At 41.1% G+C, this 24924-nt stretch carries 27 protein-coding genes and 1 tRNA gene; 7 read left to right on the top strand and 21 right to left on the bottom strand.

The window, feature by feature from the left end:
• Window positions 1-117: 117 nt before the first annotated feature.
• The 7 genes from PSE72_RS09270 to PSE72_RS09240 all read right to left on the bottom strand — a co-directional run bounded on the left by PSE72_RS09270 (window position 118) and on the right by PSE72_RS09240 (window position 5917).
• Window positions 118-768 (bottom strand): DUF4310 family protein, encoded by a 651-nt coding sequence (locus PSE72_RS09270; RefSeq protein ID WP_004908356.1) that lies wholly within the window; start codon window positions 766-768, stop codon window positions 118-120.
• Between the two features lie 2 nt (window positions 769-770).
• Window positions 771-1562, bottom strand: a complete 792-nt coding sequence (locus PSE72_RS09265; protein WP_004258184.1) for a DUF4311 domain-containing protein — start codon at window positions 1560-1562, stop codon at window positions 771-773.
• 26 nt (window positions 1563-1588) lie between these two features.
• The gene (locus PSE72_RS09260; protein WP_004258180.1) at window positions 1589-1885 is read right to left on the bottom strand and encodes a DUF4312 family protein; all 297 of its coding nucleotides are present in this window, start codon (window positions 1883-1885) and stop codon (window positions 1589-1591) included.
• Window positions 1885-2250, bottom strand: a complete 366-nt coding sequence (locus PSE72_RS09255; protein WP_004908363.1) for an SFCGS family glycine-rich protein — start codon at window positions 2248-2250, stop codon at window positions 1885-1887. Before PSE72_RS09255 ends, PSE72_RS09260 begins: the two co-directional genes overlap by 1 nt.
• Window positions 2251-2282: 32 nt before the next feature.
• A complete protein-coding gene (locus PSE72_RS09250; RefSeq protein ID WP_004908366.1) occupies window positions 2283-2621 on the bottom strand; it encodes a PRD domain-containing protein in 339 nt (112 codons plus the stop codon).
• Window positions 2622-3103: 482 nt separating this feature from the next.
• Entirely contained in the window at window positions 3104-5074 is a 1971-nt protein-coding gene (locus PSE72_RS09245) for a BglG family transcription antiterminator (protein ID WP_217007803.1), read from the bottom strand.
• A gap of 135 nt (window positions 5075-5209) precedes the next feature.
• A complete protein-coding gene (locus tag PSE72_RS09240) occupies window positions 5210-5917 on the bottom strand; it encodes a pirin family protein (protein WP_109911697.1) in 708 nt (235 codons plus the stop codon).
• 123 nt (window positions 5918-6040) lie between these two features.
• On the opposite strand from PSE72_RS09240, the gene PSE72_RS09235 reads away from it, so the two are divergent.
• Window positions 6041-6934, top strand: coding sequence for a LysR family transcriptional regulator (locus PSE72_RS09235; protein ID WP_115167901.1), 894 nt, complete (start codon window positions 6041-6043; stop codon window positions 6932-6934).
• A gap of 391 nt (window positions 6935-7325) precedes the next feature.
• Here PSE72_RS09235 and PSE72_RS09230 read toward each other — a convergent pair whose 3' ends face one another.
• The 5 genes from PSE72_RS09230 to PSE72_RS09210 all read right to left on the bottom strand — a co-directional run bounded on the left by PSE72_RS09230 (window position 7326) and on the right by PSE72_RS09210 (window position 9870).
• Complete coding sequence (locus tag PSE72_RS09230) at window positions 7326-7721, bottom strand: DoxX family protein (protein WP_004908378.1); 396 nt, start codon at window positions 7719-7721, stop codon at window positions 7326-7328.
• A 237-nt stretch (window positions 7722-7958) separates the two neighbouring features.
• Entirely contained in the window at window positions 7959-8258 is a 300-nt protein-coding gene (locus PSE72_RS09225; RefSeq protein WP_004908381.1) for a YqjK-like family protein, read from the bottom strand.
• On the bottom strand, window positions 8245-8652 hold the full coding sequence (locus tag PSE72_RS09220) for a phage holin family protein (RefSeq protein ID WP_004908385.1): 408 nt from the start codon (window positions 8650-8652) through the stop codon (window positions 8245-8247). The genes PSE72_RS09225 and PSE72_RS09220 overlap by 14 nt, the downstream gene beginning before the upstream one ends.
• Before the next feature lie 6 nt (window positions 8653-8658).
• The gene (locus PSE72_RS09215) at window positions 8659-8964 is read right to left on the bottom strand and encodes a DUF883 family protein (RefSeq protein WP_109911700.1); all 306 of its coding nucleotides are present in this window, start codon (window positions 8962-8964) and stop codon (window positions 8659-8661) included.
• 237 nt (window positions 8965-9201) lie between these two features.
• A complete protein-coding gene (locus tag PSE72_RS09210) occupies window positions 9202-9870 on the bottom strand; it encodes a DedA family protein (protein WP_004908389.1) in 669 nt (222 codons plus the stop codon).
• A gap of 613 nt (window positions 9871-10483) precedes the next feature.
• On the opposite strand from PSE72_RS09210, the gene PSE72_RS09205 reads away from it, so the two are divergent.
• Both PSE72_RS09205 and sstT read left to right on the top strand, forming a co-directional pair.
• Window positions 10484-11443: a TerC family protein gene (locus PSE72_RS09205; RefSeq protein WP_109911701.1), complete on the top strand. Its 960-nt coding sequence runs from the start codon at window positions 10484-10486 to the stop codon at window positions 11441-11443.
• A gap of 263 nt (window positions 11444-11706) precedes the next feature.
• Window positions 11707-12960, top strand: a complete 1254-nt coding sequence (gene sstT / locus PSE72_RS09200) for a serine/threonine transporter SstT (protein ID WP_004908393.1) — start codon at window positions 11707-11709, stop codon at window positions 12958-12960.
• Between the two features lie 109 nt (window positions 12961-13069).
• Here the strand turns inward: sstT and PSE72_RS09195 are convergent, their stop codons facing one another.
• Entirely contained in the window at window positions 13070-15091 is a 2022-nt protein-coding gene (locus PSE72_RS09195) for an NADPH-dependent 2,4-dienoyl-CoA reductase (RefSeq protein ID WP_115167900.1), read from the bottom strand.
• A 223-nt stretch (window positions 15092-15314) separates the two neighbouring features.
• On the opposite strand from PSE72_RS09195, the gene PSE72_RS09190 reads away from it, so the two are divergent.
• The 4 genes from PSE72_RS09190 to PSE72_RS09175 all read left to right on the top strand — a co-directional run bounded on the left by PSE72_RS09190 (window position 15315) and on the right by PSE72_RS09175 (window position 18485).
• On the top strand, window positions 15315-15911 hold the full coding sequence (locus PSE72_RS09190) for a GNAT family N-acetyltransferase (protein WP_109911818.1): 597 nt from the start codon (window positions 15315-15317) through the stop codon (window positions 15909-15911).
• Window positions 15912-16530: 619 nt separating this feature from the next.
• Window positions 16531-16607 (top strand) — tRNA-Ile (locus PSE72_RS09185).
• A 116-nt stretch (window positions 16608-16723) separates the two neighbouring features.
• Window positions 16724-17089, top strand: a complete 366-nt coding sequence (locus PSE72_RS09180; RefSeq protein WP_115167875.1) for a hypothetical protein — start codon at window positions 16724-16726, stop codon at window positions 17087-17089.
• 64 nt (window positions 17090-17153) lie between these two features.
• On the top strand, window positions 17154-18485 hold the full coding sequence (locus PSE72_RS09175) for a PIN-like domain-containing protein (RefSeq protein WP_272690952.1): 1332 nt from the start codon (window positions 17154-17156) through the stop codon (window positions 18483-18485).
• Between the two features lie 483 nt (window positions 18486-18968).
• Here PSE72_RS09175 and PSE72_RS09170 read toward each other — a convergent pair whose 3' ends face one another.
• From PSE72_RS09170 to PSE72_RS09135, 8 genes are read right to left on the bottom strand one after another with little or no spacing between them, the layout of a single operon-like run.
• Complete coding sequence (locus tag PSE72_RS09170) at window positions 18969-20642, bottom strand: hypothetical protein (RefSeq protein ID WP_115167873.1); 1674 nt, start codon at window positions 20640-20642, stop codon at window positions 18969-18971.
• 5 nt (window positions 20643-20647) lie between these two features.
• On the bottom strand, window positions 20648-21187 hold the full coding sequence (locus tag PSE72_RS09165; RefSeq protein WP_272690951.1) for a baseplate complex protein: 540 nt from the start codon (window positions 21185-21187) through the stop codon (window positions 20648-20650).
• Complete coding sequence (locus PSE72_RS09160) at window positions 21153-21899, bottom strand: hypothetical protein (RefSeq protein WP_254178881.1); 747 nt, start codon at window positions 21897-21899, stop codon at window positions 21153-21155. The genes PSE72_RS09165 and PSE72_RS09160 overlap by 35 nt, the downstream gene beginning before the upstream one ends.
• Window positions 21896-22405: a tail fiber assembly protein gene (locus PSE72_RS09155; protein WP_115167871.1), complete on the bottom strand. Its 510-nt coding sequence runs from the start codon at window positions 22403-22405 to the stop codon at window positions 21896-21898. Before PSE72_RS09155 ends, PSE72_RS09160 begins: the two co-directional genes overlap by 4 nt.
• Window positions 22405-22977, bottom strand: coding sequence for a hypothetical protein (locus PSE72_RS09150; protein WP_336298876.1), 573 nt, complete (start codon window positions 22975-22977; stop codon window positions 22405-22407). Before PSE72_RS09150 ends, PSE72_RS09155 begins: the two co-directional genes overlap by 1 nt.
• Entirely contained in the window at window positions 22974-23279 is a 306-nt protein-coding gene (locus PSE72_RS09145) for a hypothetical protein (RefSeq protein WP_115167870.1), read from the bottom strand. The genes PSE72_RS09150 and PSE72_RS09145 overlap by 4 nt, the downstream gene beginning before the upstream one ends.
• Before the next feature lie 8 nt (window positions 23280-23287).
• Window positions 23288-23614, bottom strand: a complete 327-nt coding sequence (locus PSE72_RS09140) for a hypothetical protein (RefSeq protein WP_115167869.1) — start codon at window positions 23612-23614, stop codon at window positions 23288-23290.
• A gap of 5 nt (window positions 23615-23619) precedes the next feature.
• The gene (locus PSE72_RS09135; protein ID WP_115167868.1) at window positions 23620-24924 is read right to left on the bottom strand and encodes a phage tail-collar fiber domain-containing protein; all 1305 of its coding nucleotides are present in this window, start codon (window positions 24922-24924) and stop codon (window positions 23620-23622) included.

The following is a 24924-nucleotide window of genomic DNA, read 5'->3' as shown; positions in this document are numbered from 1 at the left end:
AAATAATGCCAACCGCAGCGTTGTTGGTTACTCTTACGCTACTCTTTGAACTATTTCGAGCCTGTTTTTAATGATGTTATTCAGTAACCCGGAGCAGATGCTCCGGGAGGATACTAGTTAGGCGACGATAGGGAAGAAATAACCAAATAACATCGCACCTAAAATGGCGCCACCGGCAACCGGTTTTTGCCATACATAGAAAATCAATGCGCCGATTAATGAACCAATTCCGATTGGAATAGAAGCTGCCATGGCGGCTAAGATAATCAATGGGCCTAAGAATCGACCTGAAGTATTACCCGCACCCATCATGACGTCTGCACCAAAGGTTGAGTTGGCTTGGGCAATGGTGAATTTACGTGCAAAGACAATCAGTAAACCGATTAATACCCCAAGGAATAAACCTGTCACTAATGAAAGCCAGAAGTTAGTGACTAGAATATCCCAACCCGCAGCGAGGAATAGAGCAGGAACACCCAGCCCAATACCAGTTTGCAGCGCCCCACCAATATCTAAAATACCAACCAGTGACCCTTCGATGATTCGAGCAAATAAGAAACTTGCACCGAATGCGGCGACTGCACCGTAAACCCCTGTATCTAAGCCTGCACGTAACATGGCGACGAACGCTACTTCGTTAAATGCACCAAAGCCGTAGACGACATACATGTGGGTACCGGCGAAGATCCCAGCAGATAGCAATCCAACAAAAATCGGGAAGGACCATTCTGCGTACCAAAAATCTTGTTTGTTAATTTCAGTTGTCATGATTATTTCCCGCTCAGCAGACCGTGGACGTATTCAAGCCACAATGGTTTATCTAGGTTGAAAGAGGTGATCATCTTCAGGTCGAACTCACGGAAGAAGCCGCTGAGAACGAACAAGAGAACCACGGTTATCATCATTGTGCGAGTGATACGGTTCCAGCCGTTGTCATCAACGCCTTTACCAATCAAGATACCTAAAACTAAACCCGGGATAGCATTCCCCATGATTAACTGAGCACAACCACCAAATAATGTTGCCCAGAAACCTGAACGACGACCAGCATCCATAGCAGCTAACCAGAAGATGACTGGCATCACTGTGTTAACTAACAAGTTTGCGGCAGGCACTAGTACATTAATGGCTGTCGTTTGCAGTGCAGCCGGAACTGCGGAAGCGGTTGTGTTTAAGAAGGCGACAACTAATGCCCCGATGATGGCACAAGCAATCGCCATTTTTTTCGGGTTATGCAGTGTGTCAGCGACACTACGGTTTTTGGTTAACAGCGCTGCCGCACCCCAGTTTGGGATGATGCGGTGGTCAACGTCTTGTGTAAATGCCCCTGCAGCAACTGATGATGCCCATGCATTAAAGAAAAATCCTAAGCCAAAAGAAAAGTGAGATGCTGGGTCGCCTTCACACGCGTTCAGCTCACCCAATGTACGGAATGCCCCCATACCTTGTACGGTTGGTGCGTGGAACATACGCGCAGCCCCTGCGCCTAAGCCAAAGCCGCAGAGCCCACCGATGATCAGGGACATGCCCAATATTTCTAGAAAAGATGCAGTTTCACTCATGGAATTAACTCCAGACCTGATTGCTATTATTGTTCTGTAAATGGTATTTCGTTGACAGAAAGTAAAGTGACATCCAGCGAAACGTCGAGTACAACACGAAAATGTTCACGTTTGCGTGGCAAAAAGAGAAAAAGAAATTTTTCTGTCCGCGAATGAGAGTGAGCACTAATCACTTCAACATCCTTTGGTTCAATTCGTAGGATGATGTCTGTGCTGTTTTTCAGTACGGTTTTTTGAATTGAATTTAAGGCGTCAGCTATCGCTTTTTGCTTAGTGTCGCCTTGCCCTGTAACCCGTACAACCGTTTCGATAGATTTTTTCATTAAGCGTTGCCGTATTTTTTATTGAATGCTTTTACTAAGCGCTCGCCTAACTCTTCCTTGTCCATAAAACCGAAACCTAATACATTGCAACCGTCTGCAATTGCGGTTTCTCCCTCTTCAATGGAGCGCATCCCATAGCGAGCTTTATAGCCATACTTAGTTTGAGCTGTGATTGCACCAGCGCCACCACTTCCACAAAATGAGATACCTAAATCGGCTTGTTCTGCGTTCATCACATCGCCAAGTTTCATGTCAGCGGCGACACCTGGAACAACAATCGCTTTACCGCCAGCAGCTTCAACACCCGCCGCTACTTTTTGGCCTTTACCTAAACGGTCACCGATAACAACAACTATCTGTTTCATAAAATATTCTCCAAATCCTACCAAATTAGTAATTAATCATTTGAACGTGCAACTTCAAAGTGAACAGAGAGTAAATAGGTTTCTTCAGGTGCTAAACCGGGAAGTGTGTCAACAACCCGTTGCGCGAGCGTAATCGAATGTTCAGAGATTTCATCAAATAGGCTGATATCAACTTCTGGTAAGGCTTCACCCGTTTTTGCTCTACCGACCATGGCACGTAAATGAGATTCCAACATCTGTTGTTGTACATCCGTGGTGTAGCAATCCTCCTGCTTGAGCCAGTCAGTAATCACTGCTAGCAGTTTTTGTGTCACCTCATCAATATCAAGGTTATGTTCTAACATTTTAAAAACGACAACTGATTCACTCATAACTATTTAAAATCCAAAGTAATATTGCAAGTTAGACTACTCTGTTCCTTCATGCCTTATACATTAGACGTTTATTGGTATTTTTTGCAGGCAGTGAATTTCCACTTCAAAGTGGAAATTATTTGGAAATAAATATTAGTTGGATTGGTATGTTTTTTGTTCTATGTGGAAGTTAAGTGGAAAAATTGACATCAATCAATTATCTAAAAAGGATAAAAATAACAATACTTCGAATAAAATATGTTGTTTATCAATTGATTATTTTTTTACATAAAAAATGGAATTGAAAAAAGGAACTGGAAAGAAAAGTGGAAACAATAAATGGAAATTATGTTGTGTTGATTGTAATAGCTTCCACTTAGTTACTCTGTGCGTAAAACAGGCCGTTTAGGATAGGAAAATATTTGCGAGAGTTGTGGTTAGGATCACGTAAAAGTCAGCAACTTCCACTTTTCCACTACGAAGTGGAAGTTGCTATCAGATTAGAGGATACGTGCTAAGCTATCTTTAGCTATCACTTGGAATTCATTGAAATTTTTGACACTTACTAAGCGACGAGTCGTTTTTTCCTTTACAAAGGTAACGAATAAATCATAAATAGCCATCGCTTCTTCATAGTCTGTTTTACTAATAGCCAACAAGAAAATGACATAAGCGTTCTCTTTGGTTTCTTTATTCCATTCAATGCCTTTTGGGGCCACAACGGTTGCAACCACCGTTTTATTGGCAAGTAAGCCTAAAGAGTGGGGTAATGCGATGCCTTCCCCGAGCAATGTGGAAACAATTGATTCACGTTCTTGTAGTGATGGATAAAAATCGGGGGTTACATAGCCTTCTTGCTGTAATTTATGGCAAACCATTTGAAAGAGCTCTTCTTGGCTAATTTTTTCATTAATTACCATGAAGAACCGTTCATCAAAAAAACGCTCAATAATATAAGGGCGAGTTTGATCAACCATAGCTAGGCGGCCAACTTGCTCTAGCTGATAGGGCGTTGGGAAAGGCGCGATTTTAATAACAGGCTTGTTTTTCTCTGAAATTCGTACTGTGGTTATCACAAAATCTTCAGTGACTTCATCCAAGGATTCATACTCTTGTAATGTTAACCCTCGACTAAATTTGAGTTGTGGAAACTCACGCATGATTTTAGATTCAACCACGCGAAACGTGGAGTTTCCTGCATCGGTGACTACCAGTACTTCTGTTTGGCGAATTGACCCTGCGCCATAGTTACGTTCGAGGCTAACACCGATATGAACTGCAAGATAACCCAGTTCATCTTCACTGATTGGGTGGGGGAGTAATTGTTTACTTGCGCTGGTTAATGCACTGAGTGTGACGTCATAGGCAAACGGATAGTATTGTTTAATATCAGATAATAGCGGATTTGGTGTAGAAATATGATACTGCAGGCGAGTGATTAAGGCCGCAAGATGCGTATTGAGATCTTTTTTGAGCTTTTCATCATTTCGTAAGTCATAATTATATAATTCATTAATATAATTTAAAATATATTCACATAGCTCATTATGAGTACCACTTTTTTGCGTGCTAGAGTCTTGGTTACTAATACGTTGGGCAACAATTTGGTCATGCAAATAGCTCAGTTCTGCCCCAGAAAGGTCATTGCCAAGAAAGTAGATCAAACCTTTGGAGATTTCATCGCACGCTTTACGGATCACTTCTTCACTGTCATCATTTTTTACCGCGGTGGTGAGCTCATGACCGCGAGTGATACGCAAAATAGTGACCGCACAATTAAAAACTAGGTATAAATGGCCTTCATTGCTAATCCGAATATCAAAACGATTCAAACTGTTATGTAACACCTTATCGATATATGACAGGTCTAAATTATCCAAACAATCGGGGCGGAAAGTGGTTAAATCAGGCGCTATCTGTGCGCAATAACGACGCCATAAAGTTTCAGTCATACAAGCTCGAACTGCCCACTCGCTACCATTTAAACGAATACCTTGGTGAGGAATACTTTCTAATGCAATTTGGTATTTTTGCAGCTGTTCTCTCACCGCGCCCATATCTTGTTGTAAAGTGCCTCGGCTGATAAACCATTCTTCAGCTATATCATCAAGCTTTACGGGGAGTGATAGCATTAAAAGCTTTAATAGCAGTGCATCAATGCGCTCTTTGCTCGTTCGGGGGATATGATTGTCTTCATCATTTTGCTGAGTAAAGGTTGCAAATAGGGCTTCATCTTCAATGTTCAACCGATAACCACGACCTCGTTCATACACAATATGTGCACTATATGGCTGTATCAATTCATTGATTTCATTGATATCAGAACGAATAGTTCGAGTAGAAACGGAAAAGTTTTTTGCTAATTCGTTTTGAGGAACAACCTCATTCAGAATTTGAGCAAAAATTTGATTATGTCGCTGTTGAATGAATAGAGCCACGGAAACACCTTTAAAATCAAAACGAAAAAGCATTTGAGCAAGAAAATTACGTGTTTTTTGCTCGCTAATGGCAGGACTCTAACACAAGCGTGTCAATATGTAGGATATGTAAATCATTAAATTTGCGAATCCGTTCGCAAAATTCATGCTGTTATAGCAGGAAAGTGGCTAGTTTTGTTCCCCAAGGTCGATTAACAGGCCTCTAAACGGTTTATCTGCACTAATGATGATTTGATTATCATCTTGGATAAATGCCCCATCATTGCAATTCATCCCGAGTTGTTCGCCTTTTGGTGTTCGTAATGTTGCTCCACCATGTATAGACTGAAGGAATGAATTTTTTCCTTTTAGCGTGATCGCTGTTGATTCATCGGCTGCCAAGTGAATTTGAGTGATCCAAATTTGTTGACGTAATTGAATGCTTTGATCTTCCCCATCAGGAGAGGCGATAAGCTTACTCTCATTTTCACTAATGGCTATTTTTTGCAAGGGTAAAGATTCTTGCTGTGGGCAAGCATTTAACCAGAGCTGTAAACGCGTTAGTGGTGTTTTGGGGCACACATTTTGTTCGCTGTAGCTAAGATCTGGGCGTGGTGAGAAACGCACACATTCACCTTCATCCGCTTGGATGGTATTACCTAAACTGTCTCGATATTCTGCGTGCCCTTTTAGGATGATATTTAAAATATCAACATGAGGGTAGGTTCTTGGCTGTAGCGCATTTTGTGGCGCAATAACCTCTTGATTCAGCACTCTGAGTGTTTTAAAGCCCATAAAATCTGGGTCAAAATAATGGCCAAATGAAAAGGAATAACGCGCTTGCAGCCAACCATAATCAGCTTTTCCGCAATGGTTAGCGGGTCTCAGTGTCATCATAATGGTTAACCCCCATCGAAAATAAATAAGTTAATAATCTATTGTTATAATAAATAGCTGGACGTTGAATTGTTAGCCAGTTAATCTGTTTCCCTTGTTCAAATTTCCTGAAAGAGAAACTTCATGAGTAAAGAGAGAGCATTAACGCTTGAATCATTAAGGGTTATGGATGCAATCGACCGCCGTGGTAGTTTTGCTGCAGCTGCTGAAGAGTTGGGGCGGGTCCCGTCTGCACTAAGCTATACCATGCAAAAATTAGAAGAAGAGCTCGATGTCATTTTATTTGACCGTTCAGGGCATAGAACTAAATTTACGAATGTCGGTAGGATGTTACTTGATAGAGGAAGGATCCTACTTGAAGCCGCTGATAAGCTAACATCTGACGCGGAAGCCCTTGCAAAAGGATGGGAAACGCATTTAACCATCGTGTGTGAAGCTTTAGTTCCTGCTCATTCACTTTTTCCACTGGTGGAACGACTGGCGGAAAAATCAGAAACACAGTTATCTTTGATTACTGAAGTATTGGCGGGAGCATGGGAACGCCTTGAAAGCGGTAAAGCGGATATTGTCATTGCCCCTGATATGCATTTTCGATCATCTTCAGAAATTAACTCTAAATCGTTATACACCATTAATCATATTTATGTTGCGAGCCCGGATCACCCCATTCATCAAGAACCTGAACCATTATCTGATGCGACTCGAGTGAAGTACCGTGGAATTGCAGTAGCTGATACCGCACGTGAGAGACCTGTGATAACGGTGCAGTTGTTGGATAAACAACAACGATTAACGGTGTCGACAATTGAAGATAAACACAATGCTTTATTGGCTGGTCTTGGTGTTGCAACAATGCCGTATCCAATGGTTGAACAAGATATTCGTGAAGGGCGTTTAAAAGTAGTTGGCGCAGAGTATAGCCATGAGACGAATATTATTATGGCGTGGCGGCGAGATAGTATGGGGGAGGCTAAGTCGTGGTGTCTCCGAGAAATCCCCAAACTTTTCCGATTATAACTTCGTCATACTTCGCACTGTAGCTGTGTTAGCTTCACTCACTAACCCTAGTCACATACTTATGTATGCTCCTAGGGATTAGTGAGCTTGCAGCCTTGCTACAGTACGAATTATTTAGAAGTTAACTTGAGGTTGAAAAATAAACCCATCAATATCAATTTGCTGCCTACCGACAACTCAAACTGTTTAGAGCTTACGAGTCGCGTGATATTAGTGGTGATTCAACAAGAATAAATAAAGCTGCCCAGCTTAATTTTCATTTACTGATAACGATGATTTAGTTTCTATTAACTTCAAAACAATTATTTTGAATAAAAAAATACCTCCCGAAGGAGGTATAAGTTGGACAAAAAATGAAGCTAAATTAATAAGGGTGATAATGAAATCGGAATTACCATTTTTTATTTAATAAATGGTCAATACTAAATTTTCCTGGGCCGGTCACAGCTAACAGTAAGAAACCGCCGGCAATAGTAAAGTTTTTCATAAACATTAAGCTATTTGGCGCAACGCTAAAGTCGATATGGAACAGGAGTGCGGTTAATACCGTAAAGCCTGCGGTAAATAAAGCGACAGTCCGAGTTAAGAAACCGAATAAAACCGCTAAGCCACCGCCAAGTTCTAATAAAATGGTTAAAGGTAATAAAAAGCCTGGAACGCCCATTGCTTGCATGTATTGTTGTGTTCCTGCGTATGCATCTCCCAGTTTTCCATACCCAGCGACAATGAACAGAATTGGCATCATAATGCGAGCTAATAATACCGCACCACTTTCTAAATTTTTCATTGAGATTCTCCAGACTAATAAGTCATTAAATATAAATTAGTTGCGATATATGTCGCTTTGTAGTGTTGTTTTCAGCACAAATAGGTAAGAAAACATTCGATGGGCTTATAATAGTCATTTGCTTATTCAATAAAAAGCAAAGCTTATTCACAAAGATGGTCAAAAAATTTGAACTGTGGTGAGGGGGAAATGAGTTGAAGTGTAGTGGTTAGACTAACCTATTGATTTTAAGTTGAATTATTTCTTTCCTGCATTAATTGTACTTTGAATTGTTCTTACTATGCCCCACATTGTGAAGGCTTTTTTCCCTAATTGAAGTATACGTTGTGGTTTTTTTAGTGAATAAATCGAAAGCAGGCCTGTTGCTGCAATAAACAAAGGACGGAAGGTAACGAAGGCTTTCCATGTACGGTCATAAGGGGCTGTCACATGTAGCCAATCCTCAGAACTGGCAGCAAGGTCATTCCGTTGCTGCTCAATTCTGTTGAGTAACCGTTGTTTTTTTTCGGCAAGTAATTGGCGTTTATTTCTGGTCATTATCCTTACCTGCTAATGCATTTGCATCTTGGCTTAGTTGCTCCCGTGTGGAGCTCAATAAAGTGGACTGTTTCGCTTTTTTGAGCGCCCAACTAGCAAAGATAATGGCGAGTAGAACCAAACTCCCTGTAGTGATAGCCAGTGCTTGATAACGGTAAACAGGGTCTACAGACCAAAAAATGAGCCCAATTAGACACATCAGGCCAAAAGCAGTAAAAAGAAGCGCTAGCCCAACTAATAATAGCAACTGGATAAAATTAACTTTCTCTTCTTCGAGCTCAACGGCAATGAGCTGAAGGCGAGTTTCAACAATATTAACGGTAATACTGGCGATGCGTTGCAGTATTTCAAGGACCCCTTTACCGGGGCCCTGACGTTGTTGATTTTGTTCCATAAGCAATTAACGTTTCGCGAGAAGTACGCCAAGAACTACACCAACGGCAGCACCAATACCGATACCAGTCCATGGATTTTCTTTGACATAGTTGTCTGCGCGACCCGCAATTTCTTTAGTTTGTTCAGTGATCCTTTCGGTGGTTTGGCCGAGCTTAGCACGAGATGAGTAAAGTACATCTTTCGCTTTGGATTTTAAGCTTTCAATCTCTTCTTTCGACTTCTCGCCTGTATCATTCAATACGGCTTCAAGAGAATCTGCTAACGCTTTTAGTTCCGCACGTAGGTCTTCTGATGAATGATTTAATGACATATAGAACCTCCTATCAATAGAAAAGAAACTTCACTGTATTAACAATAACTGTTTTTGCATTAAGTGCAATGAGTTATTCGATAATAAATTATGGGATCAGAAAAAATGTAAAAAATAGTATTTAGGAAAATATTTTTAATATTAGTAGGTTAACTTAGTTGTAAGGGATAGAAATATTAAGACGTAAAATTAGGTAAAAATAAAAATGCGAGAACTCGAAGTTCTCGCATAGGCGGATTAATTTGCTTTTTTGCTAGACAGTTTTTTCTTTACGACAACAGCAATACTACCGATTAACCCAAGGATTAATAAGCCTACAGGAATTAGCATCAATACATTCATAATGTGATGCTCATATTGTAGGAAGATTGGGCTTTTACCAAAGCCATAACCGATAGCCGTTAAAATTAACACCCACAACAGACCACTTAACCAATTAAATACTTGGAAACGGCCATTCTGTAAACCTGCGAGGCCTGCAATTGTTGGAAGTAGTGTTCTAACAAAAGCTAAAAAACGGCCAATTAATAAGGCAGCGAGGCCATGACGATGGAATAAGCCATGAGCGCGTTGGTGGTAGTGTTCGGGTAAGTGTGCTAGCCAGCCTTTAACAATACGTGTGTTCCCTAGCCATCGCCCTTGTATATAACCTACCCAGCAACCTAAACTGGCGCCAGCGGTTAAAATTACGATGGTGAGTGGATAACTTAATGTGCCTTTAGCGATGAGTACACCAACTAAAATCAACAAGCTATCGCCAGGTAAAAACGCTGCAGGTAATACCCCGTTTTCAAGAAACAAGATAGCGAACAGCATGAAATAAATCGACCATACTAACGCAGGGTTAGATAGGGTGACATAATCTTGGTGCCAAAGGGCGAAAAAAAGTTCTTTAACTAATTCCATTAATGTTTCCTAAACGGCAATAACAGCAACAAACTTGTTGTTGGGCAGGGAGAAATGGATTAAGTGAATGCCAAAGTGAAAGTAGTGTTTCCTCAGGCTGTTAGTGTAAAGCACGCTCACTTTAACAAAACAGAAAATAACTAAACAGCAAATTTTAAGCTTATTTTTAGAATTCATTTAAGTTTCGGCCGATTTTTACAAATTACAGTGTGCCATGTAATGATGTAAAGTGCTTAAAAACGGCTTTTAGCCTGTTTTTTGCTTAGAGTATGCGAAATATACTGGTTAATTTATCTTTTAATGTAAAAAAATAACGATAAAACAATAATGGCTAATTATTGCATTTTAAGACTATTTACCGTATCTTATCGCCATAGCAAAGGGGAGTAACTTCTTCTTGTCGGTTTATCGTCATTACGGTGTACTCATTACACCCGGTAGCCGAGCACCACAGTTCCCTGTTTTCGGGTTATTTGTGTTGTAAGTGAGACCTTGCCAGAAGGCGAGGTTTGCTCATAATTTACAACCAAAAGACATAACTTGTGGTTAATGAATTTTAAGCGGCTGATGTCTTCTGGATATCAGCCGTTTTTTGTTTTTAAGGGAAAGGAAAATGCACTCAGTTGGTAACCCAATTTTATGGGGTAGTTTTGCCGTTATTATTTTACTTATGTTACTCATTGATTTGTTCTGGCAAGGGAAACACAAAGGCCAAGCAATGTCGATGAAACAAGCTGCAGCTTGGAGTATCGTGTGGGTAACGCTTTCGCTTCTCTTTGCGGCGGGCTTTTGGTGGTATCTTAATGAAAACGTGGGACGTGAGTTTGCCGATAGCCAAACAATGGCGTTCTTAACGGGTTATTTATTAGAAAAAGCATTAGCTGTTGATAACGTATTCGTTTGGTTAATGCTCTTTAGTTATTTTGCAATCCCTGCAAATTTACAGCGTCGTGTGCTGGTTTATGGAGTATTAGGCGCTATCGTACTTCGTACGATTATGATTTTTGCAGGTAGTTGGTTAGTCACACAATTTAGCTGGATTTTATATGTATTTGGCTTGTTTTTGCTATTTACTGGTTTGAAAATGGCTTTTGCTAAAGAAGATGACTCGCCAATCACGGATAAACCGTTAGTAAAATGGGTTCGTTCTCATTTACGTATGACGGATGAATTACATGGTGAAAAATTCTTTATTAAACGCAATGGTGTCCTATTTGCGACCCCACTTATTTTAGTGCTGATTTTAGTTGAAATTAGTGACGTGATATTTGCGGTGGACAGCATACCTGCTATTTTTGCGGTAACGACTGACCCATTCATTGTTTTAACATCGAACTTATTTGCCATTTTAGGCCTACGTGCGATGTATTTCTTGTTGTCTGGAGTTGCTGAAAAGTTCTCAATGCTAAAATACGGCTTAGCAGTAATTTTAAGCTTTATCGGTATAAAAATGCTATTGATTGATATTTTCCATATTCCAACGCCGATTTCGTTGGGGGTAATTGCCTCAATCTTAGTCGTAACGTTAATCATTAATGCCATTGTTAATAAACGTAACGAAGCAAAAAGTTAATTTAACTTTTTTATTTTTAAATCCTCTACTGTAAAAGTAGGGGATTTTTTTTAACCCTATGAAAATACTCAACCATTTTACTCCTCTCATTCTACTATAAGAAACAAAACTCTATTGAGATCACAGTTATGTAAAATGTTTGTTAAACAAAGTCAATCATTGTGTATATTTTGAATAATTGCCTTTTCAGGCGACTATTATTCCTTATACTTGCTGTGCAAACACATTTAATTCCTAATAAAGATAAATAATATAGGTCTATTATGGATACAAATAAAACAGGGTTATGGCGAGTTATTAGCCAAGGTAGTCTAGTCAAACAGATACTGGTTGGCTTGGTCGCGGGTATTTTGCTTGCATGGTTATGGCCATCTGCTGCAAAAAATGTCGGGTTGTTAGGGGATTTATTCGTTAGTGCGTTAAAGGCGGTTGCTCCGGTATTGGTATGGGTGTTAGTGATGTCATCCATTGCTAACCATCGTCAAGGGCAAAAAACCAATATCAAACCGATCCTGGTGTTGTATATTTTGGGAACATTTTTTGCCGCGGTTGTTGCCGTTATTGGTTCTTTCCTGTTCCCGTCAAGTTTAGTTTTAGCCGTGGGGGATACACAGTTAAATCCACCGGGTAATATTGCCGAAGTGTTAAAAGGTTTGCTAATCAATATATTTGCGAATCCTGTCGACGCACTGATTAAGGGTAATTATATTGGTATATTAGCGTGGGCGATCGGGCTGGGTATTGCGCTGCGCCATGCAAATGAAACCACAAAAAATTTAGTTCATGACTTTTCTAATGCAGTAACACAACTGGTACGTGTTGTGATCCGCTTAGCGCCTTTAGGGATTTTTGGCTTAGTTGCTTCAACTATCGCAACGACAGGCTTTGCAACCTTAAAAGGCTATATACATGTTCTCGCAGTATTAATTGGCTGTATGTTAATTGTTGCTTTCATTGTTAATCCACTAATTGTGTATTGGAAAATGAAACGCAACCCATATCCATTAGTTTTCGCTTGTTTACGTGAAAGTGGGGTAACGGCATTCTTTACACGTAGTTCTGCAGCGAATATTCCTGTGAATATGGGGATGTGTCGTCGTATGAATCTGCATGAAGATACCTACTCTGTTTCTATCCCATTAGGTGCAACAATCAATATGGCAGGTGCAGCGGTAACGATTACTGTTCTGACGTTAGCTGCGGTACATACGTTAGGGATCCCTGTTGATATCCCAACGGCATTATTATTAAGTGTTGTGGCAGCAGTTTGTGCATGTGGCGCCTCTGGGGTTGCGGGGGGCTCACTATTGCTGATCCCATTAGCTTGTAACATGTTTGGTATTTCAAATGAGATTGCGATGCAAGTGGTCGCAGTTGGTGTGATGATTGGCGTGTTACAGGATTCAGCAGAAACGGCGCTTAATTCTTCAACTGACGTGTTATTTACTGCGGCGGTGTGTTTAGCGGAAGATGAGAAACTGGCGAACGCGGAAGCGCGGTTATCTCACCGTGATTAATGAGCAAGTGAACTAAATAAAAAGGCAGGGATCGTGAAAACAATCTCTGCCTTTATTTTTGAAAATACGGTTAATTGTCAGTGACAAACCTCACCAACAGAACGAGCAATCAAAGCTGATACGCGATTTTCATTCCTTGTTCAATTGCGCGGCGAGCGTCAAGCTCGGCTGCTACATCAGCACCGCCAATAACATGGGCATTAATGCCACGTTCTGCTAATTGTATTTTTAATGGACGGTAAGGCTCTTGTCCTGCACATAAAATCACATTGTCAACGGGAAGGCACTGCGTTTTATCTTGATAGCGAATATGGAGCCCTTCGTCATCAACTCGCATGTATTCAACACCATTTAGCATATGAACACCACGTTTCATCAGTGATAAACGGTGAACCCAACCCGTCGTTTTACCAAGGCCTGCCCCAACTTTACTATTTTTACGCTGTAATAAGTACAATTGACGGGCTGATGCCATAGGGACTTTTTGTGGGGGAAATACGCCACCTTTAGAATGAATTGAGGTATCAATATTCCACTCTTTATTAAATAGTGAAGTATCTAAACTGCTACTTTTCCCTTCCTGGGTTAGCAATTCAGCAACATCAAAGCCAATCCCTCCAGCACCAATAATAGCGGCGCTTTTACCAACAGAACGCTGTTTGGTGATGACATCGATATAAGAAATGACTTTATGGTGTTCAATGCCTTCGAGCTGGATTTTCCGTGGGGTGACGCCCGTTGCAATAATGACCTCATCAAATCCCGATAAACAGTCAACATCGGCTTGGTGTTCAAGGCGTACATCAATATGTAATAGTTCTAGTTGTCGGCAGAAGTAACGGATAGTTTCATGAAACTCTTCTTTACCGGGTATTTGCTTTGCGAGGTTAAATTGCCCACCTATGTGGTTAGATTTTTCAAACAAAGTGACGCGATGCCCCCGTTTTGCCGCGTAAATTGCACAAGACAACCCAGCAGGCCCTGCGCCAACAACTGCAACAGATTTACTCTGTGGGGCTTTTTCGTTGGGGTAATCCATTTCTCTAACGGCTTGTGGGTTAACTAAACAACTGGCCAGTTTGCCACTAAAAATGAGGTCGAGACAGGCTTGGTTGCAGCCAATGCAGGTGTTGATTTCGTCTGCTCTATTTTCTGCCGCTTTACGAACAAACGCTTCATCAGCCAGAAACGGCCGAGCCATTGAAACCATATCGGCTTGATGATTGGCAATAATATGTTCTGCAACAAAAGGGTCATTGATGCGGTTAGTAGTTATCAGCGGAATATTCACTTTTCCCATTAATTTCTGGGTAACCCAACTAAATGCACTACGGGGAACTTGCGTTGCTATCGTCGGTATTCGAGCTTCGTGCCAACCAATACCTGTGTTAATCATACTGGCGCCTGCATTTTCAATTTGTTTGGCGAGTAATTCGATTTCTTCCCATATTGAACCTTCTTCAACTAAATCCAACATGGAAAGTCGATAAATAATAATAAAGTTAGCGCCAACAGCTTCCCGTATTCGCCGTACGATTTCAATAGGAAAACGAATTCGGTTTGTGTAACTTCCACCCCATTTATCGGTTCTATGGTTGGTACGTTTGGTGATGAATTGGTTAATTAAATAGCCTTCGGAGCCCATAATTTCGACACCATCATAGCCTGCTTGTTGAGCGAGTTTGGCTGTTGTCACAAAGTCATCAATCGTTTTTTCAACGTCATCAGTTGAGAGCTCTCTGGGGGCGAATGGAATAATTTCAGCTTGAATAGGGCTTGGGGCAACTAATTTGGGGTGTAGCCCATAGCGCCCTGCATGCAAAATTTGTAAGGCGATTTTACCGTCAGCTTGGTGGACGGCATCCGTGATTTGTTGATGAAATGACAGCTGTTTTTCATCATTTAGTACCGCGCCATGTGCGGTAAGCGCCCCTTCAGGATTGGGGGCGATGCCACCGGTAATGATAAGGCTGACACCATTTTCAGCGCGTAAGCGATAGAAATGTGCCAGTCGTTCGCTGCCTTGTGGGTGCTCTTCAAGCCCAGTATGCATTGAGCCCATCAAAATGCGATTTTTTAGGACGGTATGGCCTAAATCAAGCGGGGTAAAAAGGTGTGGAAAATTGCTCATTATTATACTCCCATTCGGGATTTCATTAACAGGTCAGATGAGTTAACTGTAGCGTAATGAAGCTGCAATTTGGTAAAGATGTTAAAATTTTGTGATTTTTATCATATGTTTTCGGTTAAATAGCTGAGTGTCATAAAAAATAGGTGTTTTTTTATTTTTATGTCATAAACAGAGATTAAAAAAAGAGACACACAGCATAAAGAACGATATAGGGGAAACAATGATGAAAGAGATTTGCCAAGCTATTACTTTAGAAGGTGAATACGTTCGCCTTGAACCTCTATCTCACCAATATGATGTCGAACTGGCAGATATCATTCGACGAGATGGGTTAAATAATTTGTGGTATGCCTTAGTTCCTGAGCCTGAGCATTTTTCTCAAGATGTGGAAAAGCGTCTGGAAAATTTCCAGAAAAAGGAATGTTTACCTTTTGTGGTGATTGATAAACGCACTGGTAAGCCTGTTGGTATTACTTCTTATAACCGTGTGGACCATGCGGTAAGACGGGTTGAAATCGGAGCCACTTGGTATGGGGTCGAAGTACAACGCACTGCATTAAATACAGAGGCTAAATATTTGCTGTTAAAGCATGCTTTTGAGGAATTAAATTGCGTTGCAGTGGAGTTTCGTACGCACTTTTTAAATAGCCAAAGTCGTCGAGCTATTGAACGTTTAGGGGCCAAGCTCGATGGTATTTTGCGCAACCATATGAAAACTAAAACAGGTGAGCTACGTGATAGCTGTGTATATAGCATTATCGAATCAGAATGGCCGTCGATAAAACATCACTTAGAATGGCAGATGGTGAAACCGCGCTAAGATTAGGTGCCAGTAATCGCCCACCGAAAGGTGGGCGATGATGCCAACATCAAGCTTTAACATTTCGCTGCTTTATGTAGCGCTTGTACTTTAACCTCTGTTGGCCTCGCTCCTGTGATTTCGCCTATATTTTTGCCAATAACCGCTTTATTGATTTCAAAAGTCGCCACAACGTCAGCACCATGTTCTTACAAGTAACGGATCAAACATTTACCCATTTTTCCGCAACCATATTGAACTGCATGTACTTTTTTCATCATTTTTGTTCTATATGAGAATTATCTATAAACTATATTGTGAGGTCTGAATGTAAAAAATATTGTTTTATATCAATTATTTGAATGAAGAACTTTTAATAAGTTTAGTTGCCATTATGATGTTGTTTTTATTATTAATTTGATATTGGTAAAAGTTAAATATAGATAAGGTGTGAGAAACTGATTTAAATAAAAAAGAGTAGAGCTCATTAAAATTGCAGAAAACGACTTTCAAATGATAGCAATTGCTTATGCTATCGCATTGAATTATAAGTGGAGGGATTGAGTTGAACACAATTTCAGCATACGGTTTCGAAACACTAGACCTAAGCTAAAACTACACGTATAATCCTCTCCACTTTGGCCCCTTAGCTCAGTTGGTTAGAGCAGTCGACTCATAATCGATTGGTCGCTGGTTCAAGTCCAGCAGGGGCCACCAAATTTTAGCTGTTAAATCAGCACATTAAGCCACTTTTAACGAAGTGGCTTTTTTGTATCTAAAAGCCAATGGCGACAGAGATTCACCGCTGCTATTGATTCTAAGGACTTATGCATATGAGTAATTCCGAAGTAACCCCTAAATACAGTTCGATTCGTATGTCTGTACCTGCTGACCTCAAAGATGAATTTTTGCTAGAATGTAAAAAAGCTGGCGTGGATGCTGGTGAAGTGATGTGTTTTTCAAAAAATACGCCAAGTGTTGTAAGTGTATTATTTGAAACCATAGCTAAAAGCGAGATGGCGAAAAAATTTATAGGGATATTAAAAATGTTTGGTCAGAAACGTAATGTCAGAATTGAAGTTTACGCAGATAAAAAAATTGTCGATTTAAGCGGTTATTCAGAGGAAGAGGCAATCCGCTTGATCGAGGCGAGTGAGAGTATTCGTGTTGCTAAACGGGATGAGCCAGAAGACAAATAATTATTTTATACACTCAATATTTGTCATTAAATTTATTAACATTAATTTTATGTAATGGACTGATATGAAAGAAAAATTTTCAGGTTTTTATTCTTTGGATGAAGATGAATTACAGAACATTTGGGCAGATGAAAAAACACTCTTTATCTTTGATGCAAATTGTCTTTTAAATCTCTATCGCTGTGAAGAACAAACGCAAAAAGATATACTTGCAGTTATGGAAAAAATATCGGAAAGAACGTGGCTCCCATTTCAGGTAGCACTTGAATACCAACGAAATAGAAAGAAAGTGATAAGTGATGGGTTATCTAGTTTACAAAATTTTGTTGAATCCTTAAGGAAAATACCTATTTCAATTTCAAATACTTTTGAAACTACTAATTTCAAAAAAAATTTATATCAGCCATTAGCAAGTGAAATAGAGTCCCTTAGGAAAAATATAGAGAATTCTATAAATGAATATATAGATAAAAGTATTCAACCACGAGTAGCTCATAAACAAGATATTTCAAAAGATGATAGCATTAGAAGACGACTGGATGAAATAATTAAAAATAGAGTTGGGGAATCATTTGATCAGGATGAAATTGATAGGATAAACGTAGAGGGCGAATTAAGGTATGATAATAAAATTCCGCCAGGGTTTCATGATTCTAAAATAAAGAATGAATTAGAAGTGCAATATTTAAATGTTAAATATAAAAATAAATTTGGGGATCTTTATCTATGGAAGGAAATTATAAATAAAGCAAAAAGTTCAGATGTTGATAATATAATTTTTATTTGTGATGATTTAAAATCTGATTGGTGGTTTGAGCTTAACAGTCAAAGGCATGGTGCGTTGGAAGCGTTAAATTCTGAGATAATAAATAATTCTGATATTTCTAAGTTTAAAATGCTAACTCAATCTACATTTTTATATGAGGCTAAGAAATATTTACAGGACGTTCAGTTAGAACAATCATCATTGCAAGAAATAGAAAAATTAAATGACGATTCATCAAGTGATGAAGATATAATATCTTATTACCATCAAATGATGTCAGGTTTTAATGAGAATGTTAATTATAATATAAAAGGTGAGTTGGCAAAAATTTCTTTTTTAATTAAAAGGATTGAACATCAGATGGATTATTTGGACCGAATGATAAGAGAGTTACATTCGGGTGTAAGCTCTGAAATAAATGACAATTTAGATTTGATTTCTGATTTTTTTAATTTTCTTGCGTCAAAAAAATTAGAACTGGAGAAATTAAAGCTATCCTTTATTAAAAATTATAATGATGAGAATATTTTTAAGTTAAAAGAACTTGAGGGTTATCTCGAGTCATTAAAATATGACATTTTAAAAATGATTGAAGATAGTAATTTAAGAGTGGCGAAAATTATTTTTTAATGTCGGTGATATCAACCCTGTATGTTTACTAATTTTCTATAATCATACAGTTAGTTTTACCACCTAGCGAAACTCACATAAATTCTGAAATTAACATTTATTTCAACTCGTTATGTTTTTTTAGGGCTTGCGTTGATATCCAAAAACTGAAATCCATTGAAATTCTTTTCACTAATTTCAGTTTGATATTTTCGGCAGCGCCCTAGTACTGGCGCTGCTTGGCGATATGTTTTGTAGAATTTCAAAACTGAAATAAAGTTTAGATCCAAATTGTGCAGGCGGGTGCGGTGTAGTGCATTTTACGTGGTAGGTAACTTTATTTCGTGGGGTAGCGTTGCTTCTGCGCCATGCTATTGATGTGATCCAAATGAAAGGTTTCTTGATGTGGTTTGATGGTTGGAGTGCTTAGACTGTCTTACACGCTGTTAAATTACAGGTATAAAAAAGCCCACGGCTGTGGGCAAGAGTTGGACTAAAACTTTATTAACCAATAACTGGCTGATACTTTTCTTTCAATCCATCTGATTTACTTGCCGTGCCTTTGATGGCATTGGCATTCAGTGGCGTTCCTGTGTTGTGATGGCTGTGGTTGGCAGTGAGTTCGGCCAGCTCTTTCACAATATCCAATGTATCAATCATCAGCTGCGCCACGTTAATTTCTTGGCTGCCAATCCAAACAACCGGTGCAATAATTTCTTGTTTGGTACCCGCGATACTCTGCTTAAGTGCGCCTACCTTTTCAATTAGCTTTTGGCCAATAGTGAGCGTGGCATCTTCGGCAATATCAATTTCGGCTTTTTTACCAATGCTGGCTACAAAGCTGCCCTTTGATGCAATGCTGTAATCACCATCGGCTATTTGCTGGATAGCGCCTGCCAGTAATGTTGCAGTGCCAAGCACCATCGTTTTATCGGTGGCTTGAATAGTGGTGTCTCGGGTGACTAAGGTGCGCTGTTCGGTGTCTGCGGTAACTTGTCGATGCATGGATGACTCACTAATGGTCTGGTCAGTTTGCCGTTGCCAGCTACCATCTTGCGTAATGCGCTGGGAAACCTCTTGGCGCTGTTGCTGCAATTGTTCGCCTGGCTGGATATCGGGTAGCGTGTTTCCCTGGCTAAGGGTTTGGCGAATAAATGGCTTATCAGGTCGACCACCTTCAAAGGCAATTTCCACGACGGTACCCACGGGCGGATATTGGAATAAGCCACTCTCACCCCCTGCCATTGGCAGCGGCAATGGTACTGCACGGTAAATCGGGGCGCTGGATGGATTCCCGTCGGCATCCAATAATTGCACATCGACCGCATAGCGTGGGCGGTACGGGTCGGAAATATCACCAGCGCGAACGGGTTCGCTGTGGGCTTCAATGCGGGCGGTTTTAGGCAGGTGTAAACCTGCGGCCAGCTCAGGATAGGCATTGTCGATTTGGTTTTGAACAGGGCTCTTGTTGGCCGGTTTCCCTGTGATTTTATTGGGGATTGCCCACGTGAGCGTCATGTCTTCATTGATAAGGTTCACTTTTTGGAGACGTTTGCCGTTGGTATTCACACCTGGTCTTAATGATTGCACCATCGGAATGGTCATGCTGTTCCCGCCTGCCTGTGAAGTGGCAAATTCATTCGGGATTTCAACGGGTTTATTGGCAAATAGTGAATGTGGCCAACTGCCCACATATACATGGCCATTGGGGAGCTGCTGCCACACATAATCATCAATTTTGAACACATGCCCCAAATTGGCCAATAACTGATAACCTGTGCCGCTGTGGGTAAAGTGAGGAATAGGCTCATCTACATAAGGTGCATCGGGTAATTGAAAGGTTAAGCCGCTTTCTTTTTGCAGGTGTTCGGCAATAGTGCGCAAAGTGGGATGCTGAAAAGAACATGGCCACTCACGTTCAAACACGCCAACCAGTTCACGAATAAATAACCGTTGGAATCCATTGGCTGAGGGCTGCGAGCGCTCCACAAACCCTGTGAAATAACGCAATAATAATTCGGGATAACCGACATCAAGGCGCACTAATTTGCCTGTGTAGTCCTCATCGGTTTTCACGGTGACAAAGCCGCGCCCTGCGGCAGAGAGCTCTAACATAATGTTGATATCGGTGACCTGAATTTCATCACCTGATAAATACAGTCGATTGATGGGTTTCATTCCCTTTACTCCAACGAATCGTTAATCGGTTTTAACACTTTTTTTTCAAACCAAGTTAATTGCTCGGTTTCATCGGATTCCCCTGATTGACCGCCTTTTGTTGCACTACCGCCTTGCGTTTTGCTGGACACTTTACTGTTAGCTCGCGCTTCGCGTTTTTCTGATACCGATAAATGCTCACGTAAGGTAAAGGTAATTTGCCACGCCTGTTTCCCTTCAATTTTGCTAGCATCAATAGAATTGGTGAATGTGCCGATGCGAAAATTTATGGCTTGAGCCGTCAAATTGGCCACACGATAACGTTTTAAATTGCCGTTTTCTTTGGCTTCCGCTAACGCAAAAAGGCGCGAAAATGCCTTATGTTCTGTAAATGGTAAAATGCCTGTGATGCGCAGTTCTTTAGGTTTGATACCTTGCTCGGCTACGGCCGTACTGGAGGATTGTCCCGATTGGTCTTTATCCTGGAACATCATACTGGGCGTAACGGCCAAGTTTTTCAGTGGGATAGCTTCACCGTTCAGGGCAAGGGTTATGGTCTGTGTCATTTAACATCCTTGTTAAAGCGTGAATTTCATTGCCGACAAATAAGGTGGCGAGGGTAAATACCGCATCAGGTTCAGGGATATTTTTTCGCATTTTATCCGCTAAAACGCTGGCATCATTCGTACCTGAAAATGCCCAAACGGTCGCTGACTGGCCTAAAAGTCCGTTTAGGGCATCACTCATCTGTTTTAAGGCATTGTCTTTTTGTTGGCTAAAATCCGACAGTGCCGATTTCATGCTATCTAATCCGCTAGGCTGGTTTGCGGCTGCTTTGGCTGCTTCAATTAATTGTGCGTTAGACGCCATACGGCTGGTTGCCGTTGATAGGGATTGTGGTAAAGGTAAACCGCTTGCCATTTTCCCTGGCAATTGCATTTTTGTGGTGGCCAACGTGTGTGCCGTTCTGGTCATTCGCTCAACTTGGGCAAAAACAGGCAGCGGAAACACGGCCGAAAAAGCCGATAATTGCTGCATAAATTCAGCAAATGTTTTTCCTGTGACCATCAGCACCAATACCGAAACTTGGCCAGCCCCTGTGAGCTTATCCGCTAAATGGTTAATCGCATTGGTGGGGCTGAGATAGCTACCTGAGCTATTTGTTTGACCAACACCATAAATAAACGGATGCACAGGCAAAATGGAACAAGTGATCGGCGGCAAACCTGCCGCCATTTTTATGTTTTGTTTATGCCACTGATAACGGGGCTCGTTCATTGGGGTTTCTCTGGCCATGCGATATCGGGGGCGTTTGCAGTGTCGATACGGTTTAAATCAACGCGATACTGTTTCCATGCGTTTAACTGTTTGAGCTCTTTATCGGTGGCGATGCCTAAATCAATGGCGTCTTGGAGTGGTGCGATAGTTGCTGCTGCTTTATCCAAAAGAGTCTTTTTTTGTTGATTGGCGAAAAAAACAACTTCTTCTAATGTGAATATATATTGCTTTATCTCTCCATTTTTAAATACCCATTGCCCATCTATATTGAAATCATCGGGTAGGAAAGCAATATCTACGATACTCAATCCCAAAGGATAGATAGCGGATATATCTTCAGAAACGGTTCTAATAATTCCTTGTTTATCAAAACCAATCTTATATTTTAGTTTGAATTTTTCAAATGATTCATAAAAATCAATACCATTATCAGAAATGAAATATTGGATATTTTGAATTTTTTTCTCATCGTTAGGTATGTATTGTATAAAATTATTTAATTGCATTACGCATCTCCCGCAAGTGTTTTCCACGCTCCGTTAACTAATATTTGAAGCGGTCTGTAAGTAAAAAATATCCCATAAGATGTTGTCGGGTCGTGCCTAACACTCGTAACAATACAACCAGCCGGACTTTCTTTTGGTCCATATTCATTTTGTTTAGGTGGATTAACTGGAGCTCCTCTTCGAATATTCATAACAGCTCCATTCGATGACATAGATATTTTGCTGTCTGTTTCTGCTTTGGTGTACGCCCCCACATCCCCCGCACCTAACGTAATATCCGACGTTAACGGTTTACCATTCACTTTACGGCCACTTGGCACACGGCCATTGGCATTATTATTGGCATTGGTTGCGGCAGTACTGGCGGCATTGGCTTTAGTTTGTGCGTCGGTACCTGCTTTTTTCGCATCCGCGACTTTGTTATCCGTTTCTGTTTTGCTATACGCTCCCACATCACCCGCACTTAACGAAATATCCGCGCTAAGCGGTTTGTTATTCACTTTTCGCCCGACGGGCACCGCACCGACATTCCCTGCGGTTAATCGGATCAACTTCCCTGTTGGTTTGCTCATTTTGTTACCTCAATAGAAATAAAATCGCCATTTTTTAACGCTTCGGCCAAATACAATGTGGCTCCCTCCACGGTGTACGCATAACCTTGGGGCTGAGTGATGCCATTAATTTGTACCGATAACACCACCACGTTGCCGATGTTAAAAGAAACCTCGCCACCCTTGACCGTTGGAATAATGGACGTGACTTGAATATGGGCGTTATCGCCTTTTTCACCGTCATTCACCACGAAAGAAACAGGCGGCAAGTTAGTGCCAGCACTGTTTTTGAACGTCAGCGTGACCGTGCGACCTTTCGCCATGCATCACCTCACGGGTTTTCTTTAACTTGGACTGAGACGCTGACGATACTGGCACCTTGTGCGCCTGCGGCTCCTGCTGCGCCTTGACCGCCCGTTGCGCCTTTTTCACCTTGAGCCCCTCGGTCGCCTTTGTCACCTTTATCACCTTTATCACCTTTTGCTCCTTGCGCGCCTTTTTGTTCTGCGAAAAATTGCGCCTCTGTTTTGGCTGCATTTCCTGGCAGTTTTTTCCAGACCTCAAAAGTCGATTCACCGTCACTCACATCAAAAGAGGCAGGTAAGGTTTTACCGTCAGAGGTTTTAAAATTCAGTGTGATAGTACGTTTAATGGCCATGTTCGCTATTTCCCTTTAATGGTGGTTTCGACTTCAATGTCGTGAATGTGCTGCAACTGTTTTTCTGAAATAAAAATGTTTTCATCAGAGCCGATGGCCGCTAAGTTCTGGCTGTCCGCGCTAATAAAATCCTTTCCCTTCAAGTTCTTCACCGTGGTTCTGAGCGCCTCCACTTCATTGCGTAACACATCAGTTTCAGAACCGGCATGTAATGCACGTGGGCTAATCACCGGCACATTAATCAATACCTCAATGTGGTCGTCTTTTAGCAACGGCTCGGCTAAATAAACCGTATTGTTTTCAACGGCAAAAGAATAATTGGCGTATTGCTCAAGGCCATTAATAAACAGCAAACAGCGATGAAATACCTCGTTTGGGGTGAGGGTTGTTTCATTGCCTTTGGCAACATAGCGCCATGATTTCATCTCACTTTTTAGCGCATATTGCTGTTTGATTTGCGCGATGCTTTGTTCCCATTTCGCCCCTTGTGGGCGCAAATCGGTGATAACCCCTGTTTTATCAATCGCCGCGATGGCAAATACAAAATGGGCATATCCGTGGCTATCCACATAGTGTTTGAGTTGGTTGCCCGTGGTAAGTTTAACCACCGTTTGCCATTGGCTAAGTAAGTTACCTTGATAGCTGAAATCCGCATAAATGTGCGTATCACGCAGTTTATTAAACACTTGGCTTTTAGCTAGCTCACCACGCAAACCGCCCACATAGGCTAAACCGCTATTCACGGTAAATTGTTCGCCATCGCGAGTGACTTCAAAGGCAGAACCAAAGAAAGCCGCCTCACCGTAACTGTCGGTATTCATCAGCCGCTGCGCTTCATCAATCCCCGTTAAGCGAGCCGTGAAATCAATTTGCCACGTTTCTGCGGTGGTATTAATAGCGGTATCTTTGGCAGCCCCGTCAAACTCCAGCAAAAATGAGCGGGTTAAGACGTTGCCCTGTTGGCCACCTTGGGTGCGCAGTTTCTTTTGTGTCGGGGCATGGGTGATCATCGCCACGGAATTGTTAGCCTTGTTCAACAGCCCAATCCAATTAAATTCGAAATCACCGATTTCCGTGCCCAACGTTACGCTGAAAGCCACCGCATTTTCGCTGACTAATCCCGCTTTATTTACCGCTTGGCGATGCACAATGTGTTTAGCATCGGGTAGTTGTTCGGTGCGTTCAATGGGTTTCTTAGGGTCTAAATTTGGCACTAAGGCAAACACAAATTCATCTAAAATGATGGGTTTACCTGTTGCGGCTTCCTGCGCTTTGTAGTGCTCAAATTCAAGGGTAATGACTGATGACAT

The organism is Providencia sp. PROV116 (assembly GCF_028482485.1).
GTDB classification, from domain to species: domain Bacteria; phylum Pseudomonadota; class Gammaproteobacteria; order Enterobacterales; family Enterobacteriaceae; genus Providencia; species Providencia rettgeri.
The sequence above is the reverse complement of the archived record's forward strand: the minus strand, read 5'-3'. Positions and strand labels throughout refer to the sequence as shown.